The 16,888-nt window shown below is 72.6% G+C and carries 14 protein-coding genes; 6 read left to right on the plus strand and 8 right to left on the minus strand.

All coding sequences use genetic code 11. The features are described 5' to 3' along the window. The first annotated feature begins 33 nt into the window (after positions 1-33). The gene (locus CLV70_RS23590) at positions 34-738 is read left to right on the plus strand and encodes a prepilin peptidase (RefSeq protein ID WP_245908409.1); all 705 of its coding nucleotides are present in this window, start codon (positions 34-36) and stop codon (positions 736-738) included. A 73-nt stretch (positions 739-811) separates the two neighbouring features. Here the strand turns inward: CLV70_RS23590 and CLV70_RS23595 are convergent, their stop codons facing one another. The 5 genes from CLV70_RS23595 to CLV70_RS23615 form a co-directional block, all read right to left on the minus strand. Then, a complete protein-coding gene (locus CLV70_RS23595; protein WP_425440204.1) occupies positions 812-4,030 on the minus strand; it encodes a UvrD-helicase domain-containing protein in 3,219 nt (1,072 codons plus the stop codon). Positions 4,031-4,472: 442 nt separating this feature from the next. Next, positions 4,473-5,843, minus strand: a complete 1,371-nt coding sequence (locus CLV70_RS23600) for a metallophosphoesterase (RefSeq protein ID WP_425440210.1) — start codon at positions 5,841-5,843, stop codon at positions 4,473-4,475. A 41-nt stretch (positions 5,844-5,884) separates the two neighbouring features. After that, complete coding sequence (locus CLV70_RS23605) at positions 5,885-6,229, minus strand: MoaD/ThiS family protein (RefSeq protein WP_106128758.1); 345 nt, start codon at positions 6,227-6,229, stop codon at positions 5,885-5,887. Then, complete coding sequence (moaA, locus tag CLV70_RS23610; protein ID WP_245908412.1) at positions 6,133-7,188, minus strand: GTP 3',8-cyclase MoaA; 1,056 nt, start codon at positions 7,186-7,188, stop codon at positions 6,133-6,135. Before moaA ends, CLV70_RS23605 begins: the two co-directional genes overlap by 97 nt. A 128-nt stretch (positions 7,189-7,316) precedes the next feature. Next, positions 7,317-8,198 (minus strand): fructosamine kinase family protein, encoded by an 882-nt coding sequence (locus tag CLV70_RS23615; RefSeq protein ID WP_106128842.1) that lies wholly within the window; start codon positions 8,196-8,198, stop codon positions 7,317-7,319. A gap of 56 nt (positions 8,199-8,254) precedes the next feature. On the opposite strand from CLV70_RS23615, the gene CLV70_RS23620 reads away from it, so the two are divergent. Further along, positions 8,255-8,758, plus strand: a complete 504-nt coding sequence (locus tag CLV70_RS23620) for a GNAT family N-acetyltransferase (protein WP_106128760.1) — start codon at positions 8,255-8,257, stop codon at positions 8,756-8,758. Between the two features lie 133 nt (positions 8,759-8,891). Further along, a complete protein-coding gene (locus tag CLV70_RS23625; protein ID WP_106128761.1) occupies positions 8,892-10,001 on the plus strand; it encodes a DUF4192 domain-containing protein in 1,110 nt (369 codons plus the stop codon). A gap of 14 nt (positions 10,002-10,015) precedes the next feature. Here CLV70_RS23625 and CLV70_RS23630 read toward each other — a convergent pair whose 3' ends face one another. After that, positions 10,016-11,665: an alkaline phosphatase D family protein gene (locus CLV70_RS23630; protein WP_106128762.1), complete on the minus strand. Its 1,650-nt coding sequence runs from the start codon at positions 11,663-11,665 to the stop codon at positions 10,016-10,018. Between the two features lie 105 nt (positions 11,666-11,770). Beyond that, a complete protein-coding gene (fdhD, locus tag CLV70_RS23635) occupies positions 11,771-12,595 on the minus strand; it encodes a formate dehydrogenase accessory sulfurtransferase FdhD (RefSeq protein WP_106128763.1) in 825 nt (274 codons plus the stop codon). Between the two features lie 309 nt (positions 12,596-12,904). Between fdhD and mobA the strand changes: the two genes are divergently transcribed. From mobA to CLV70_RS23650, 3 genes are read left to right on the plus strand one after another with little or no spacing between them, the layout of a single operon-like run. Continuing rightward, positions 12,905-13,504, plus strand: coding sequence for a molybdenum cofactor guanylyltransferase (mobA, locus tag CLV70_RS23640; RefSeq protein ID WP_281260485.1), 600 nt, complete (start codon positions 12,905-12,907; stop codon positions 13,502-13,504). Continuing rightward, positions 13,501-13,824, plus strand: a complete 324-nt coding sequence (locus CLV70_RS23645; RefSeq protein ID WP_245908413.1) for a DUF6457 domain-containing protein — start codon at positions 13,501-13,503, stop codon at positions 13,822-13,824. The genes mobA and CLV70_RS23645 overlap by 4 nt, the downstream gene beginning before the upstream one ends. A 58-nt stretch (positions 13,825-13,882) precedes the next feature. Beyond that, the gene (locus CLV70_RS23650) at positions 13,883-14,971 is read left to right on the plus strand and encodes a T3SS (YopN, CesT) and YbjN peptide-binding chaperone 1 (RefSeq protein ID WP_106128843.1); all 1,089 of its coding nucleotides are present in this window, start codon (positions 13,883-13,885) and stop codon (positions 14,969-14,971) included. A 28-nt stretch (positions 14,972-14,999) separates the two neighbouring features. Here the strand turns inward: CLV70_RS23650 and CLV70_RS23655 are convergent, their stop codons facing one another. Continuing rightward, complete coding sequence (locus tag CLV70_RS23655) at positions 15,000-16,871, minus strand: beta-propeller domain-containing protein (protein ID WP_106128765.1); 1,872 nt, start codon at positions 16,869-16,871, stop codon at positions 15,000-15,002. Positions 16,872-16,888: the final 17 nt, after the last annotated feature.

Here is a 16,888-nt window from a genome sequence, read left to right on the forward strand (position 1 = left end):
GGATCACCCCCGCCCCGGCTACCGTTGCGGCCCATGTCCCTCTCGGTGGCCGCCTGCTCGGCCGTGTCCGGCGGCGCCGCGGCCGCCTTCCTCCCCCGCATCGCCGAGCGCCTCGCCGTCCCCCGAGGCACACCACCCCGGTCCGCTTGCGCTCACTGCGACACGCCCTTTCCCGATTGGGTACGCGCGGGAGCAGCGTGCCCGTGCACAGCAGCCCCGCTGTGGACAGTGCTCGCGGGCGCCCTCGCCTCGGGCATACTGGGCGCCACGATCGGCCCGTCGCCGCTGCTCCTGGTCCTGCTGCCCGCGACGGTCCTCGGGCTGCTGCTGGCCATGATCGACCTGCGCTGCCTGCGCCTGCCCGATCCCCTGGTCGGCGCGCTGGCGGCCGGCACGGTGCTCCCGCTGGCCGCCGGGGCGCTGCTCGCCGGGGAGCCGGGGCGGCTCGGGCGGGCGGTCGTCGCGGCGGTGCTGGCGGGGACGGCGTACGCGATCCTCGCCCTCCTGCCCGGCGACGGCCTGGGTCTGGGCGACGTGAAGCTGGCCACCGTCCTGGGGTTCGTCCTCGGCTTCGCCGGCTGGCCGGCGGTGGCGGCCGGTCTGGCCGCGCCCCACCTGATCAACGGGCCGGTGGCCGTGGTGCTGCTGGTCACCCGGCGCGCGGGACGCCGCACCGCGCTGCCGCTGGGCCCCGCCCTGCTCGCCGGCGCCGTGCTCGGCCTGGCCCTGACCGCCTGACGGCGACCCGCCGCGGCGCTCGGCCCGGCCGTGTGACCCTGCTCGGCCGCCGGCGGCCGAGCAGGGGTCGGGGCTAGAGAAGGCGCAGCTGGCGGTCCTTCGGGCGGGACGGGACCGTGTCGCCCATCCGCTCGAACAGGCCGGCGTCGATCGCGTCCAGGAACGGCGTCGGCGACTGCTCGCGCTCGCTGCCGTGCCGGAAGCGTCGCGCCGCGTGGCTCACGTACAGCCGATCCTGCGCCCGGGTGAGTCCCACGAAGAACAACCGGCGCTCCTCGGCGACCTCGTCGTCGGACGGCGCCGAGCCCGGCCAGCGCAGCGGCAGCAGCCCGTCCTCGCAGCCGACCAGGAACACCACCGGGAATTCCAGGCCCTTCGCGGCGTGCAGGGTGAGCAGGTTGACCGCCTCGGCCCGCCGGTCCAGCGCGTCGACCTCGGCGCCGGTCGCGATCTCCTGGAGGAAGCGGGACAGGTCCTCGCCGGTCCGCTGGGCCAGCGGCATCAGCAGGTCCGCGGCGGTCCAGATGTCCTCCGGCGCGAGCTGGTCGGCGTCGAGGGTGGGCGCGGCGTACCGCTGGGCGAGGACCTGGGCGGCGGCCTTCACCCGGGCGGACAGCGTGCCGCCGGCCGCATGCCGCAGCTCACGGGCGAGAACCTGCACCCCGGCACGGTCCCGCAGGCGGTTGTGCGACCGCTTCTGCACCGGTACGCCCGCCCGGGACAGCGCCTCCACCACGGCCTGCGCCTGGGAATCCGTACGGTAAAGCACCGCAATGTCCGAGAACGACAACGTCCCGGGCGCCACCGCGCGAGAGTCGACGCGTCCCGAGTCCAGCGACCGGTGCGACAGGCCGCCGACGAGCTCGTCCACCGTACGCACGACGAAGTCGGCCTCGTCCGCGACGCTCGCCGCGAAGTACCGCCCGACCAGGGGCGACTCGGGGTTGACCCGGGCCGGGTCCAGCCGCCGCCCGCTGACCAGCGACGTCGGCGCGATGGCCTGCACCGCCGCGGCGAGGATCGGCGCCGACGACCGGTAGTTGCGGGTCAGCCGCACCAGGCGGGCATCGGTGAAGTCCTCGGCGAAGCGCAGGAAGTAGCCGACGTCCGCGCCCCGGAACGAGTAGATCGCCTGGTCCGGGTCGCCGATCGCGCACAGGTTGCCGTCCGCCGGGCTGAGCAGGCGGAGCAGCTCGTACTGGGTGTCGTCGACGTCCTGATACTCGTCCACGAAGATCCACTGCCACTGCCGGCGGTACTTCTCGACCAGCGCCGGCTCGTCCCGCAGCAGCGCCACCGGCAGCGTCAGCAGGTCGTCGAGGTCGACCAGGTCCTGCTGGCGCAGCAGCTTCGTGTACCCGGCGTCGTCGTCCCCGGCCTGCTCCCGCGCCGCGGCCCGTTCGGCGTCGTCGGCGATCCGCCACCCGGCGCCCAGCCCGGCGGCCTTGGCGTTCTCCTTCAGGATGGTCAGGCCGACGGCGTGGAACGTGCCCACGGTGATGTCCTCGGCGGCCTCACCCATCAGCGCGTCGAGCCGGGCCCGCATCTCCTCGGCGGCGCGCCGGGTGAAGGTGATGGCCAGGCAGCGGTGCGGGAAGACCTGCATCTCCGCACACAGGTACGCGATCCGGTGCGTCAGCGTGCGCGTCTTGCCGGTGCCCGGCCCGGCGACGATGAGCAGCGGCCCGCCGGGTGCCGACGCCGCCACCCGCTGCATCGCGTCCAGGCGGTCGAGCAGGCCGGTGCCGACCTCCTCCATGCCGGCCAGCATCGGTTCGAACGGCTCGTGCGGGGACGCCGGCGGCTGCAGCGGCGGCGCCGGGGCTTTCTTGCGTACGGGCTCCTTGGCCTTGGGCACGGCGGCGCGCCCGATCGCCGGCTCGGTGCGGCGCTGCTGCGGCACCGGCACCGGCATCACGTCGAAGAGCGTCTCGGCCTGCGGCGCGCTCTGCTTGTTGCGCAGCTCACCGGGGTCGAACAGGGTGATGACGCCGTACTCGCCGTCGTAGCCGGGCACCCGCCGCACATCGCCGCGCCGCAGCCGGCTGATCGCCTCCCGCAGGTTCTCGCCGCCGTGCTGGCCGATGGCGTCGAGCGGCACGTTGCGCAGAATGTCCAGCTCGGCGCCGAGGTTCGCGACGAGGTGGTGGAGCTGCCCCTCGACCGTCTTGGACTTCGGGCCGACGCCGTTGATCTCGCCCACGATCTCGGCGAGCTGGATCAGGTGCTCGACGCTCTGCGCCCGCGCCCGCCCGCTCTCGCGGTCCGCGAGGTCCTCGACCCGGCTCAGCACGCCGACGGTCAGCGGTTTCCCGCATTCGGGGCAACGGCCACCCGCTTCCCGCGTACGGGCGGGCTCCCAGTTGACGCCGCACGCCCGATGCCCGTCGGCGTGGTACTTGCCCTCCTCGGGGAAGAACTCGATCGTGCCCGCGAGGGTGTGACCGTCCTTGACCGCGAAGTAGTCGGGCGTGCCGGTGAAGAGGGTCGCCTCCCGGCCGAGCGCGGCGGGCGAGTGCGCATCCGAGTTGGACACCAGCCGGTAGCGGTCGAGGCTGGAGACCCGCCAGTTCATCTCGGGATCGGACGACAACCCGGTCTCGACGGCGGTGATGTGCTCGGCAAGGTCGGCGTAGCAGTCGGCGATGGCGTCGAACCCGGACTTCGAGCCCAGCGCCGAGAACCAGGGCGTCCAGATGTGCGCGGGCACCAGATAGCCGTCGGGGCTGGCCTCGAGCACGATCTCGAGGAGGTCCCGCGAGTCGAGCCCCAGGATCGGCCGGCCGTCGGCGGTCAGGTTGCCGATCCGCCCCAGCGCGGTGTTGAACCGGGCGGCCGCCTCGAGGTCGGGCAGGTAGATGAGGTGGTGCACCTTGCGCGTACGGTCATCCCGCTTGTAGATCGTGGAGATCTCGACGCTGAGCATGAACCGCGCCGGCGCGCTCCCCTGAAGCGCCCCGGGCAGCCGCTGCGCGACCTCCTTCTCGGCGTCGGCGCTCAGCCGGAACAACCCGGGCTCGCCGGCGGGCCGGAGGCTCTCCCGCAGATGATCGAACCACGCGGGGTGGGTGAAGTCGCCGGTGCCGAGCAGCGCGATGCCCTTACGCCGGGCCCACCAGGCAAGATTCGGAAGGGTCAGATCACGGCTACAGGCCCGCGAATACCGCGAGTGAATGTGCAGATCCGCGACGTACGTGTCCGCGGCAACCGAGGACCCTGCGCTGTCCGAGGCCACGCTGCATCCTGTCACGACCACGCCGCACGCCTGAAGCCGCCACGCGCGAAGTGACATAACCGATCCACGATTGAATCCTGCGCAAGCAACGACCGTGGCTCGTCCGAACCACCCAAGATTCACTTCTTCGAGGTACGCCCAGAGCAACCGACCGCCCGCAGCCGGCCCGCTTGCCACCGCCCCGCGGCCCGCCTGTCGCCCGGAGCCGGCGCGCGTGTCGCCAACCCCGCTGTCCGTCTGCTGCGCTGTCCGTCGGCCGCGCTGCCCGTCCGGCGCCTTGACCGCCTCCCCGCCGTCCGCCTGCCGCTCGCAGCCGGTGCGCGTGTTGCCAAACCAGCCGTCGCCCCGCCGTCCGCACGCCCCGCAGCCCCCGTCACCCGACCGCCGTCCGACCGCGCCCGCCCGTCGCCCGCCCGTTGCCCCGTCGCCCGACCGCGCCCGACCGCCGTCCCGTCGCCCGACCGCCGTCCTGTCGCCCGACCGCCGCCGCGCTGTCTTGTTATGGCGTGCGGAGGTCGATCACCGAGACCTGCGGCGGCGCCCCGACGCGGACCGGCGGCCCCCAGAACCCGGCGCCGTTCGTCACGTACACCGGCACCCCGTCGACCTTGCCGAGCCCGCTCACCACCGGCTGCTCCAGCTTGACCAGCAGGTTGAAGGGCGCCATCTGCCCGCCGTGGGTGTGCCCGGAGACCTGGAGATCGACCCCGTACGGCGCCGCGTCCCGGGCCGCGAGGGGCTGGTGCGCCATCAACACGACGGGCCGCGCCGGATCCCGGTCCCCGAGCGCCCGCTCGAAGTCGGGCCCGTCGCCGACCTCGACGCCCCCGAGGTCGTTGACGCCGGCAAGGTCCAGCCCGTCGAGCTCCAGCCGCTCGTTCCGCAGCGGCCGTACTCCCAGCCGCGCCACCTCGGCCATCCACTCCTGGAACCCGGAGTAGTACTCGTGGTTCCCGGTCACGAAGTAGGCCCCCCGGCGAGCCTGAATGCCGGCCAACGGAGCCGCGGCCTTCCCCAGCTCGGCCACGTTCCCGTCCACAAGGTCCCCGACAATGCAGACAATGTCGGCGTTGACGGAGTTGATCAGCTCCACGATGCGCTCGGTGTGCCGCACGCCGGTGAGCGGCCCCAGATGAATATCGGACACCACGGCGAGCCGCGTACCGTCCATGGCCCGCGGAAGCTTCGCCAGCGGCAACTGCACCCGATCAAGCCGCGGCCCCCCGAGCGCGGTCTTCACGCCGTACCCGGTGATGCCCGCGGCAGTGAGCCCCGCGAAGATCGCGGCCCCCCGCGCCAGCAGCAACCGCCGCTCAACCCCCCGCGCCTCGGGCATGAGGGCCTCGGACGGCGCCGACGCGTCGCTCCCACCGCGCGAGGAAGGCGCAACGTCGCCGACTGAAACCCCGGCGCCAGAATCCGCGCCCGCGCTCGCCCCCGCCCCGGAGCTCGCGCCCGAGCCCACACCCACGCCAACGCTCGCGCTGGAGTCCCCGCTCGCGCCCGCGCCGGCGCCGGAGTCCCCCTTCACGCCCACGCCAACGCTCGCGCCGGAGTCCCCGCTCGCGCTCGCGCCGACGTTCGCGGCCGAGTTGGAGTCGGGCTCTGACCTTGAGCGGGCGCGGATCCACAGGTTGGCGATCAGCCGGGGGATCTCCAGCGCCGCCAGGATGACCAGCAGGTAGAACATCAGCGCGAGCCACAGGTAGCCCGGCCAGGCCAGCCACTTGCCGAACCCGGCGCGCGTGCCGATCAGCGTGGTCGGCACGAGGAGCGCCAAGAGCACCACCGCCGCAGTCCCGAGGCGGCGGGCCAAGCCCTTGCGCAGCGGATCGCGGACGAGGCGTTTCCACAGGTAGAGGTGGATCAAACCGGTGACGGCGAGGACCACCCCGAGCAGGCCGATCAAGCTCAGCCCCCTGCGAACGGCGGAAGGATGTCGACGGTCGCCCCGGCGGGCAGCGCCGCCCGGCGGTCATGGCAGGCGAGCCCGTCGACCAGGAAGCTCGCGGCCTTCAGCACCACGGCGAGCCGCTCACCGTGTCGTTCGACGAGGACGGTCGCCAGGTCGTCGAGCGACGTGGCGCCGATCGACTCTTCGTGCACGCCGCCAGCGGCCGCTCGGGCCCCCGCGAAATACCGCACCTGAAGCACTCCTGTCACCCGCCGATCGCGGACATGGGCCGCACCGGCTGGAGGAACTTCGGGTCGTCGATGCCGTGACCGGGCTTCTTCCCCCACATCGCGGCACGCCATGCGTCGGCGACCTCGTCGTCGGAGGCGCCGCCACGCAGCAGCCCCCGCAGGTCCGACTCGCCGGTGGCGAAGAGGCAGTTGCGCACCTGGCCGTCCGCGGTCAGCCGGGTACGGTCGCAGTCCCCGCAGAAGGGCCGGGTCACACTCCCGATCACCCCGACCCGCGCGGGCTTCCCGGCCGCATCCACGTACCCCGGCACCACCCACGTCTCGGCCGGCGCGGTTCCACGTGAAACCGGATCAGGCTCCAGCCCGTACGCCTCGAGCGACTGAAGAATGGCCTCCGCCGTCACCATCTCGTGCCGGTCCCACTGGTGCTGAGCATCCAGCGGCATCTGCTCGATGAACCTCAGCTCGTACCCATGGTCCAGCGCGAACCGCAGGAGCGCCGGCGCCTCGTCATCGTTGATGCCCCGCATCAGCACAGTGTTGATCTTCACCGGTGTCAGCCCGGCCGCCGCCGCCCCGGCCAGCCCCTTCAGCACGTCGGCATGCCGATCGCGGTGCGTGAGCTGCTCGAACCGCGACGGCGACAACGTGTCGAGCGAGACGTTCACCCGGTCGAGCCCGGCGTCCCGCAGCGGCGCCGCCATCCGTTCCAGCCCGATCCCGTTCGTGGTGACGGACAGCTTGGGCCGCGGCCGGAGCGCGGCGGCAGCCGACACGATGCCCAGCAGCCCTCGCCGGATCAAGGGCTCGCCGCCGGTGAACCGCACCTCGGTCACGCCCAGCCCTTCGACCGCGATCCGGATGAGCCGCCCCACCTCGTCATCGGTGAGTTGCTGCTCCCGGGGCATCCACGCCAGCCCCTCCTCGGGCATGCAATAGGTGCACCGCAAGTTGCAGCGGTCGGTCAACGACACCCGAAGGTCGGTCGCCACCCGGCCGAACCGGTCGGCAAGCACGCCCCGCCGCACGGAATCCCGCGGCGGCACGGCAGGCACAGCAAGCTCGGTCACTGATCGAATTTAGCGCTTGGGTGTGACATTTGGCCGCACGCATACCGGAGTGCGGTACAGCCCACGCCGCCGAACCACCCCACCGCCCGCCCGACAGGCACCGAGCCGCCGGCGGCCGGACACCCCGCCTAACTCCTCAACGCAGCCTCCGCCGCGGCTCGCACAGCCCCCCGATATGCCTCCCCGAACGCCGCGGTGTGCACGAGCAGCAGGTGGAGCTGATGCAGCGGCACCCGTTCCCGCCACCCCTCGCCCAGCGGCCAGGCCTCCCGATAGGAGGCGAGAATCGTCTCCAGGTGCGGAGCCCCGCCGAACAGTGCCAGTTGCGCCAGATCGCTCTCCCGATGCCCACCGTGCGCCGCCGGGTCCACGAGCCATCCCCGCCCGTCCGCGCCCCACAGCACGTTCCCCGGCCACAGGTCCCCGTGGATCCGCGAGGGCGCCTCGTCCCCGCCGTACGAATCGATCCGCGACAGGATCCGCTCGACGAGCGTGACGTCGGCCGCCGAGAGCGCGCCGCGATCGGCCGAGATCCTCAGGTACGGCCGCAGCCGTCGCTCCGCGAACCAAGCCCCCCACGGCCCCGGCGAAGGCGTGTTGTCCAGCGACAACGGCCCGATGAAGCCGGTCCACTCCGCCCCGAAGCTCTCCGCCCCGGCCCGATGCACCCCCGCGAGCTCCCGCCCGAATCGTTCGGCGGCCGCGGACGAAGCCGGGCCGGGCTCGACCCATTCGAGGGCGAGCATCTCGTCGAGCGCGACGAACACCTCGGGAACCGGCGTTGCCCCGGCCTCGCGCAGCCACCTCAGCCCCGCCGCCTCCGTCGCGAAGAAATGCTCGGGCGCTTTCCCCGAGGGCCACGTCTTGGCGAACAGGGAGAAGCCGTCGTCCAAGGTCAGGCGCGATGCACGGCACACATCACCCCCGCTGACGGGCGTCTCACGAATCCGCTGATGGGTGAGAAATGTCGGGAGGTGCTGCGGGTGCGCGCGCAGATACGGCAGATCCACCGCCTTATCTTCCACTTCGGGTTACGGGCCACTCGAATCGGAGTCAAAATGTCGGCATGACACCTGTGGCTGTGCGTTCGTACCGGCCGAGCGATCACAGTTCCGGCCGCCGTCTGTGGTCCGAGCTGACGGCCCAGCGCGACCGGATGTACGGCGACGCGCCCGACGACGGGGGCGCCGGCTTCGAGGAATACCTGACGCGCCTGGATCTCGGCGGCCTGTGGGTCGCCGATCACGCGGACGACGGGGTGATCGGCCTGGTCGGGCTGATCATGCGTGGGCGCGCGGGCGAGGTCGAGCCGGTCGTCGTGACGGCCACGCACCGGCACAAGGGTGTGGGCCGCCGGCTGCTGAGTCACGTGGCGCAGGAGGCCAAGAAGCGCAACATGCTGTCGCTGACGATCTCCCCCGCCTCCCGGAACGTGGACGCGATCCGGAGCCTGCACGCGGCGGGCTACGACGTGGTGTCGTCGATCGAATTGACGATGGATCTTGACCGCCACTCGCACGAGTGGCAGCAGGACGGCCTGGAACTGCACGAGCTTCAATTCCGCTCCTGAGGTCTCGGATCGGGCGGACCGCCAGCGTTCCACGGCCCGGTCGGCCCGGACCGGTTATCCACAATGCGCCGTTATCCACAGCCCCGAGCCTTCGGCACGCGGCCGCCGGGCGATCCGGGCCACGCTGCTGGGCATGACGAAGCTGAAAGTGCGCACGCCGGCCGACCTCATCTCGGCGGTGCCGTTCCTGATCGGTTTCCACCCCGAGGACAGCCTGGTGGTCGCCGCGGTGAAGGGCGCCGAGCTCGCCTTCGCGGCCCGCATCGACCTGCCGGAACCCGGCGTCCCCGACCTCGAGGCCCGCGCGCCGGTGCTGCACCTCGCCACGCTCATCGCCGAGCAGCAACCCGAAGCCATAACCCTCCTCGGGTACGGCGAGAGCGCCCGCGTCACGCCCGCCCTCCGACGGCTCTCGAGCGCCCTGAGCCGGGCCGGCATCCTGATCATCGACGAGTTCCGGGTCACGGACGGGCGGTACTGGTCCTACAAGTGCACCGACCTGTCCTGTTGCCCGGTGGAGGGCAGGCCGTGCGACCCGCCCGACAGCGTCGTGGCCACGACGGCGACCTTCGCGGGGGCGGTCGCGCTGCCCAGCCGCAAGGACCTCGAGGCTCAGCTCACACCGGTGACCGGTGACGAACGCCGGCGGATGGCCGAGGCCGAGATGCGCGCGCTGGCCAGGATGTTCGAGCTTGTTCCGGCCGGCGCGCCACCCGGAGCGGCAGGCGACGACACGCCAGGCCCGGAGAGCCCGCGCGATCGCCGCCTGCTTCTGCGGGCCGGCCGGGCGGCCGTACGGGCGGCGGAGCGGCGCTACCGGTCGGGAGGCTGCCTCACCGACGACGAGGTGGCCTGGCTCGGGCTTCTGCTGACCTTCGTGCCCGTCCGGGACTACGCCTGGGTCCGCAGCGGCACGGACAAATGGCAGGTGGCGTTCTGGTCGGACGTCGTGCGCCGGGTCAACCCGTCCCGGGTGGCGCCTCCGGCATCACTGCTGGCCTTCGTCGCCTGGCGTGCCAGCCTGGGCGCGCTGGCGACCATCGCGGTGGACCGGGCGCTCGAGGCGGACCAGCACTACGAGCTGGCCCTGGCGATGAACGCCGCCCTGTATGCGGCGATCCCACCGTCCGCCGTCAAGGGATGGCCGGCGCCCGTGGGCAGAGGCCGCACCTGTGACGCCGGTCCCCGGCCGGGAGGTGCCAGGTCCGGCAGCAGGCACGAGCGCACCCGCCGCCGGACATGAGGCGCCGCTGTGCGCTACGGCCGTACGGTCTCCTGCTGCACTGTTGCGGCACCGAGGTCTCCGGCACGCAGCGCGGAGGTTCCGCCCGGCGTGGGGGTGTCGGCGGTCTGGTGCAGGCCGGGCACGCGGTCCTCGATCACGAAGGTCGCCCGGGTGTGCGCCGGCGCGTCGGGCCTGGTCACGTACGGGAGGACCCGGAAGTCGGCGGTCATCGCCGAAGAGGTGATCGTCGTGCGGACGTACCCGCGCTGGTTGTTGTAGAACCGCAGGTGCGGGTTCCAGGCGGCCCACGGGTGGATGCCCGGCACGACGTCCGCCCCGTCCCCCGTCGAGGTGATCGAGGAGCAGACCAGCTCGGTTCCCACCGTGCGCGACGTCGGGTCCGTCCAGTCGAGCTTGAGTTCGTCGGCCCAGTGGGCGTGGACGTCGCCGGTCAGCACGACCGGGTTGCGCACGCCGGCGTCGACCCATCCGCGGGTGATCCGGTCGCGGGAGGCCGCGTAGCCGTCCCAGCTGTCCATGCTCACGACCTTCGCGGGGCCCGAGTTGTTGTCGCGCTGGCCGAAGAAGACCTGCTGGCCCAGGACGTCCCAGCGGGCCGTCGAGCGGTGGAAGCCGTCGAGCAGCCAGGCCTCCTGCTCGGCGCCGGTGATCGAGCGGGCCGGGTCGATGGCGGCCGGGCAGTCCTTGTATCCGTCCCCACAGCCCTGGTCGTCACGGAACTGGCGGGTGTCGAGCATGTGGAACGTGGCCAGCCGTCCCCAGTGCAGCCGGCGGTAGAGCTGCATGTCGATCCCCTGCGGAAGGGAGGTGCGCCGCAGCGGCATGTTCTCGTAGTACGCCTGGAAGGCCGCCGCCCGCCGGGCGAGGAAGTTCGGGTCCGGCTGCTCGGGCACCTCGTCGGCCCAGTTGTTCTCGATCTCGTGGTCGTCGAAGACCACCGCCCACGGCGCCACGGCGTGGGCGGCCTGCAGGTCGGGGTCGGTCTTGTACTGGGCGTGCCGCTGCCGGTAGTTGGCCAGCGTGACGGTCTCGGGTCCCAGATGATCGCGCGGGTTGCCGCCCGGGGCGTTGTACGTGCCGGCCGCGTACTCGTACTGGTAGTCGCCCAGGTGAAGCACCAGCTCCGGCTCGTCCTCCGCCAGCCGCCGGTACGCGGTGAAGTAGCCGTGCTCGTACTGCGAACACGACACGAAGGACATGGCGAGCGAGGCGGGCATCGCCCACCGCGGCGGAGCCGTGCGCGTACGGCCGACCGGGGACAGGTACCGCTCGGCGCGGAACCGGTAGAAGTACTCCCGCGCGGGCAGCAGGCCGTTCAATTCCACGTGTACGGCGTGAGCCGACGACTGCCGGGCCACGACGACACCGCGGCGGACGATCTTCCGGAAGCGGGAGTCCGCGGCGAGTTCCCACTGGACGGGCACGTCGCGGGCCGGCATCCCGCCGAGCCCGTCGTCGGCCAGCGGCGTGGGCGCCAGCCGGGTCCAGAGGACGAAACCGTCGGCGTCGGGGTCTCCGGAGGCCACCCCGAGGGTGAACGGGTCGGTGCGCAGCGGTCCGCGGTACGGCGCGGCCGAGGCGGCCAGTGGCCAGGTCGTCGCGGCGGTGGCCGCACCGACCGCCGCACTGCTGAGCAGGAGGGTACGTCGCGACAGTGCCATGTCGGGGCTCCCAGCGATCCAGGGGTACGGACGCTGGCCAGCCTCATGACCGTGAATGTCAGCTCCGGGTGGCCCGGATTAATGGGCCCCGAAGACCTAACGAACTCAGACGGTTACGCGCTCGGTTCCCGTGTAGACGTTCATCGACCGGCCGCGGAGGAAGCCCACCAGGGTCATCCCCGCCTCGTCGGCGAGTTCGGCCGCGAGCGTGCTGGGTGCGGAGACCGCCGCGAGCAGCGGAATCCCGGCCATCCACGCCTTCTGGGTCAGCTCGAAACTCGCCCGTCCCGACACGAGGAGCACGTGTCCCGCCAGCGGCAGCCTCCCCTCGCGCAGGGCCCACCCGACGACCTTGTCCACCGCGTTGTGCCGGCCGACGTCCTCGCGCAGCACGACCAGGTTCCCCTCCGCGGTGAAGAGCCCGGCCGCGTGCAGCCCGCCCGTACGCGCGAACGTCCGCTGCGCGGCCCGCAACTTGTCCGGCAGCTCGGCCAGCGTCCGGGCCGCCACGGCCGACCGGTCGGCCCCCAGGTCGAACGGCGATCGGGTACGCACGGCGTCGATGCTCGCCTTCCCGCACACCCCGCACGAGCTGGTCGTGTAGAAGGTGCGGCTCGGATCGGTGACCGGCGGCGGTACGTGCGCCCCGAGCACCACCTCCACCACGTTGTACGTGTTCGGCGCGTCGGTGCCGGCACACAGCTGGGCGGTGACCACGTCTTCCTGCGTGCGGATGATCCCCTCGGTGAGCAGGAACCCCATCGCGAGGTCGATGTCCTGTCCCGGCGTCCGCATGGTGACGGCGAGCGGTTCTCCGCGCAGCCGGATCTCCAGCGGCTCCTCGGCGGCCAGATCGTCCGGCCGGCGCCGGGGTCCGGCCCCGTCAAGATCGATCTTGACCACGGGCCGCCGGTTCATCGTCCGCGCCATACCGTCAGCGTAGGCCGATCTCCGGAAACCGCCCGCGGGCGCGACCCACCGTCCGTCCGCGCCGGCTCACCGGCAGCCGCACGTCCGACCCGGCGTGATCGTCTCGCCCAAGCCAGTGGGCTGCCGCACGTCCGATCCGGCGTGATCGCCTTGCCCAATCCAGCGGGGCTCCCGCGTCCGATCCGGCGAGGTCGTCTTGCGCAAGCCAGCGGGCTACCGCGCGTCCGATCCGGGCGCCCGGACCGGCGTTCTCGGGTTGTCGCGCTCCGCACAGTCACGCTCGCGGGCTCGGCGGGATACGGTACGTACGTGGGGGGATTCGCGGCGGTGGTGCTGGCCGGCGGTGCGGCGCGTCGGATGGGTGGAGCGGACAAGGCTGCCATCCCGGTCGCCGGGCAGTCGATGCTGACCCGGGTGCTGGCCGCGGTGCATGACGCCGATCCGCAGGTGGTGGTCGGGCGCGTGCCTCCCGACCTGCCCGTCGAGGTGGCTTCCACGAGCGAGGAGCCGCGCGGCGGCGGCCCGGTGGCTGCCACCGCTGCCGGTCTTGCCCTGGTGCCCGAGGACGTGAGCTTCACCGCGCTGCTCGCCGCCGACCTGCCGCTGCTGACCGGCGAGGCGATCGATGTGCTGCGTCTCACCGTCGAGTCCGCGCCGATGCAGGGTGCGCTCTACCGCGATGCCGAGGGGCGGCGGCAGACGTTGTGCGGGGTCTGGCGTACGGCGGCCCTGCGCGAGGCGGTCGCGAAACTCGCCGAGGAACGTGGCGGTCTGCACGGTGCCTCGATGCACGCGCTGCTCGAGCACCTGCGGTTCATCGAGGTCTCGTGGCGCCGCCCGGGGCCGCCGCCGTGGTTCGACTGCGATACCGACGACGACCTGCGGACCGCGGAGGAATGGGCCAGGTGAACGTACTCGAGGAGTGGCTCAAGGTCGCCGCGGCCGAGCTGGGGCTGAGTCCCGCCGACGTGCAGCGGACGGTGGTGCTGGACGTGGCCCGCGATGTCGCGCACAACGTCGTGCGGCCGGGGGCGCCGCTCTCGGCGTACCTGATGGGGGTGGCCGTGGGACGCGGCGCCGATCCCGCGGACGTGGCCGCGCGCCTCACCGAGCTGGCGCTGAAGTGGCCCGCCGACAACCGCACCAGCGGCCCACCGGTGACCGCGACCGGAACAGATCCTGACGACCCCGGGCAGCACCGGCCCGAGGGAACGCAACGTCGGGAATGAGACGCGGCCGCTGTCCGTCCGCGTCGCTCGATAGGGTGGCGGGGCGGAGGTGACGATCATGACGGCGGAGAACACTGCTGACCAGCCAGAGGGCGTCCTGCTCGACGAGCCGACCACGGCCGACCTGCGGGCGAAGGTGACCGAGGCGTGGCGGGAGTTCGCTGCGGCGCTCGCCGTGCTGTTGCCGACCCTGAGTCCGGGGGCGCACGTCGATCTCACCCTGGATCCGACCGCGTCGGGCACCGGTGACGCCGTGTATTCGGTGAGCATCCGGCTGCTGCCGGATGGGGTCGTCGAGGCGCTCGCCGTCGGTAACGCCGGGCTGCCCGCCGGGTTCCGGATGGACCGCGCCACGGTCGCTGACCTGGTCGCGCTGGGGTGGTCGCCGCCGGGTGTGCTGGCCGGGTCGGGAGATTCGTTCGGGTTGCGGACCACCGTCGACGGCGCGAAGCAGCTGGCGACCGTGGTCTCGCGCACGCTGCGTGATGTGTACGGCGCCCCGCACCCGGCGTTCCTCGTGTATCTCGTGCACGACGAGGACGACGAGCCGATCGAGACGACGCCGCTGGCCACCGCCCGGCACGAGCCGTCGATCGACGAGGAGTTGAGCCTCGACGACCTGGACGAGGACGGGGTGCTCTCCGAGGCGCTGGCGAACGCCGCCGACGAGGTGGTGCCGCTCGAGGAGCGGGTGCGCACCGTCGTCGCCACGATGTCCAAGACCACCGTCGATCAGCTCCAGGTCGACACCGACGGCGACATCGGCATCCGGGCCGGCTCGGCGATGGTTTTCGTCCGGGTACGCGACAACCCGCCGCTGGTCGACGTCTTCTCGCCGATCCTCACCGAGGTCGAGCCGACGGAGCAGCTCTACGTGAAGCTCTCCGAGCTGACCAACCGGATGCCGATCGGCCGGCTGTACTGCGCGCAGGACACCGTCTGGGCGTCCATCCCGGTGTTCGGCCGCAACTTCCAGGCCACCCACCTCATGCTGGCCGTGCAGGTGATGACCGGCCTCGCCGACGAACTCGACGACCGGCTGCACGGCGAGTTCGGCGGCAAGCGCTTCTTCGGCGAGGGCGACAAGCCGGCCCCCGCCAAGGACAAGACCACCGGCGAGGACCACCGCCCGGGCATGTACCTCTAGGAGCCCTCCGGAAGAACGGCCCGAGCGATCAGGCGTTAGGCAGCCAGGCCACCCGCTCCATGGTGGACAGGCTGGACGCCTGTAGTCCCCCGTCCGACAGCGTCCACAACACGTCCCCGATCACCAGCGACCTCCGGATGGCCGGCTGCTTCAGCGTCGCCACCCGCGTCACCCCGGCCTCGCCGACCCGCAACGCCAGGGCGCCGTCCGTCGTCGTGCCGCCGTCGAAGGAGTACGCCGACACCGGCACGACCAGGAGCTTCGTCGCCGGCCACCAGAGGAGGGCGTGCGGGTCCCATTCGGCCTCGGACTGGCCGCCCGGGATGTGGTGCTGGGCGAGGCGCCGGGGCCGGGCCGGGTCCGAGACGTCGAAGAGGGACACCTGGGTGCCGCGTGTCCGGCCGTTCCCGTCCGCCTCCTGGCCCACCCCGATCAGCCGCCCGTCGCCCGCCGGCTGAAGGTGCGCCGAGTAACCCGTGATCTTGAGTTCGCCGGTCACCTCCGGCTTCGCCGGGTCGCTCAGGTCGACGCTGTACAGCGGGTCGGTCTGCCGGAACGTCACTACGTACCCACGGGGGCCGATGAAGCGTACGGAATAGATCTGCTCGCCCTTGCCGAGGCCCTCGACCACCCCGGTCTGCACGAGCTCCCCGCCCTGCTGCCGGAGCACCCGCACCGCGGAGGACGTCGTGGCGGCGGAGGACGTCGTGGCGGCGGAGGACGTGGTGGCGACGCGCAGGTGGCCGTCCCATTCGGACAGCGCGTACTGGTTGATCAGGAAGCCCGGCACCTTGCCGGCCGCGGCGTACGCGGGAGGCTGGTTGCCCGTGAGGGTGAAGCGGTAGAGGTCGGTCTCCTGCCGGACCGGCATCGCGGCCCGCCCGCGGAACCGGTCGAGGCGCCAGCGCTGGTCGCTGGCCAGGTAGAGGCTGGTTCCCGTCGCGTACACGGTGTCACCGTCGGCGACCACCGTGACCGGGTCGCCGCTGCCGAGCTCCGGCCGGGTCAGGTCGAACGTCAGCACGCTGACCAGCGAGGCGGCGGAGAAGTCGGTGGGACGGCTCACCCGGCCGCAGTCCGTGCGGCCCCTCTCGGTGTCAGCACCCGTGGTGACCTGCCAGGACGGCAGCCACGCCGCGACGTCCGCCCGGTCGATCGCCTTGCGGTTGGCCTCGATGCGGTCGTTGTCGTCGTCTCCCTTGTCGGGGAACGTGATCCGGGGTGCGGCGCGCAGCACGACCCGGGCGGTGGTGCCGGTGAGGCGGGCGTCGACCACGGTGCCCTCGCCCTCGTAGCGGCTGACGAGGCGGGGCGCGCCGGTCAGGTCGACGGACAGCACCTGCGGCCCCGCCTCGACCGGCATCTTCCGGTCCGTCACGTAGCGGCGGACGCCGCCCGGCACGAGCACGAGCGCGACGTCGCCGGAGAGCAGCAGCTCGACCGGGCCGCCCACGGTCTGCAGCGGCAGGTCGAGCTTCCCGGTCTGGCGGCGGGTGGCGGCGTCCACCACGCGCAGCGCGCCCTGGTCGACCGTCACGATCCGGCGCCCGTCGGTCTTCACGATGTCCGGCTCGTCCGCGTCCTGCTCGTGGTTGTTGGTGCCCGAGTGGGCCGGCCCGGGCGGGGGCGCCTGCGCCTCGGCGGCGTCCGCCATCGTCCGGGCGCCGCGGACCGAGGCGTTGGCGGGCAGGATCTCGTTGCCGGGGAATCCGTACGGGCCGACGCCCGCCTTCGCCGCCCGCTTCAGATCGGCCTCGAGCTGCCGGCAGGAGTCGAAGGCGACGAGCCGCATCGGTCCCGGCACGGGCGGGGGCGGCGTGGGTTCCGGTGAATCCGCCGTGCACCCGGTGAGCGGGAGCGCGACGGCGAGCGCGGTGCAGAGAACGAGTCGGCGTGCCATGGGGGTGGGACGCGGGG

It is taken from the genome of Pseudosporangium ferrugineum (assembly GCF_003002065.1).
GTDB lineage: Bacteria > Actinomycetota > Actinomycetes > Mycobacteriales > Micromonosporaceae > Actinoplanes > Actinoplanes ferrugineus_A.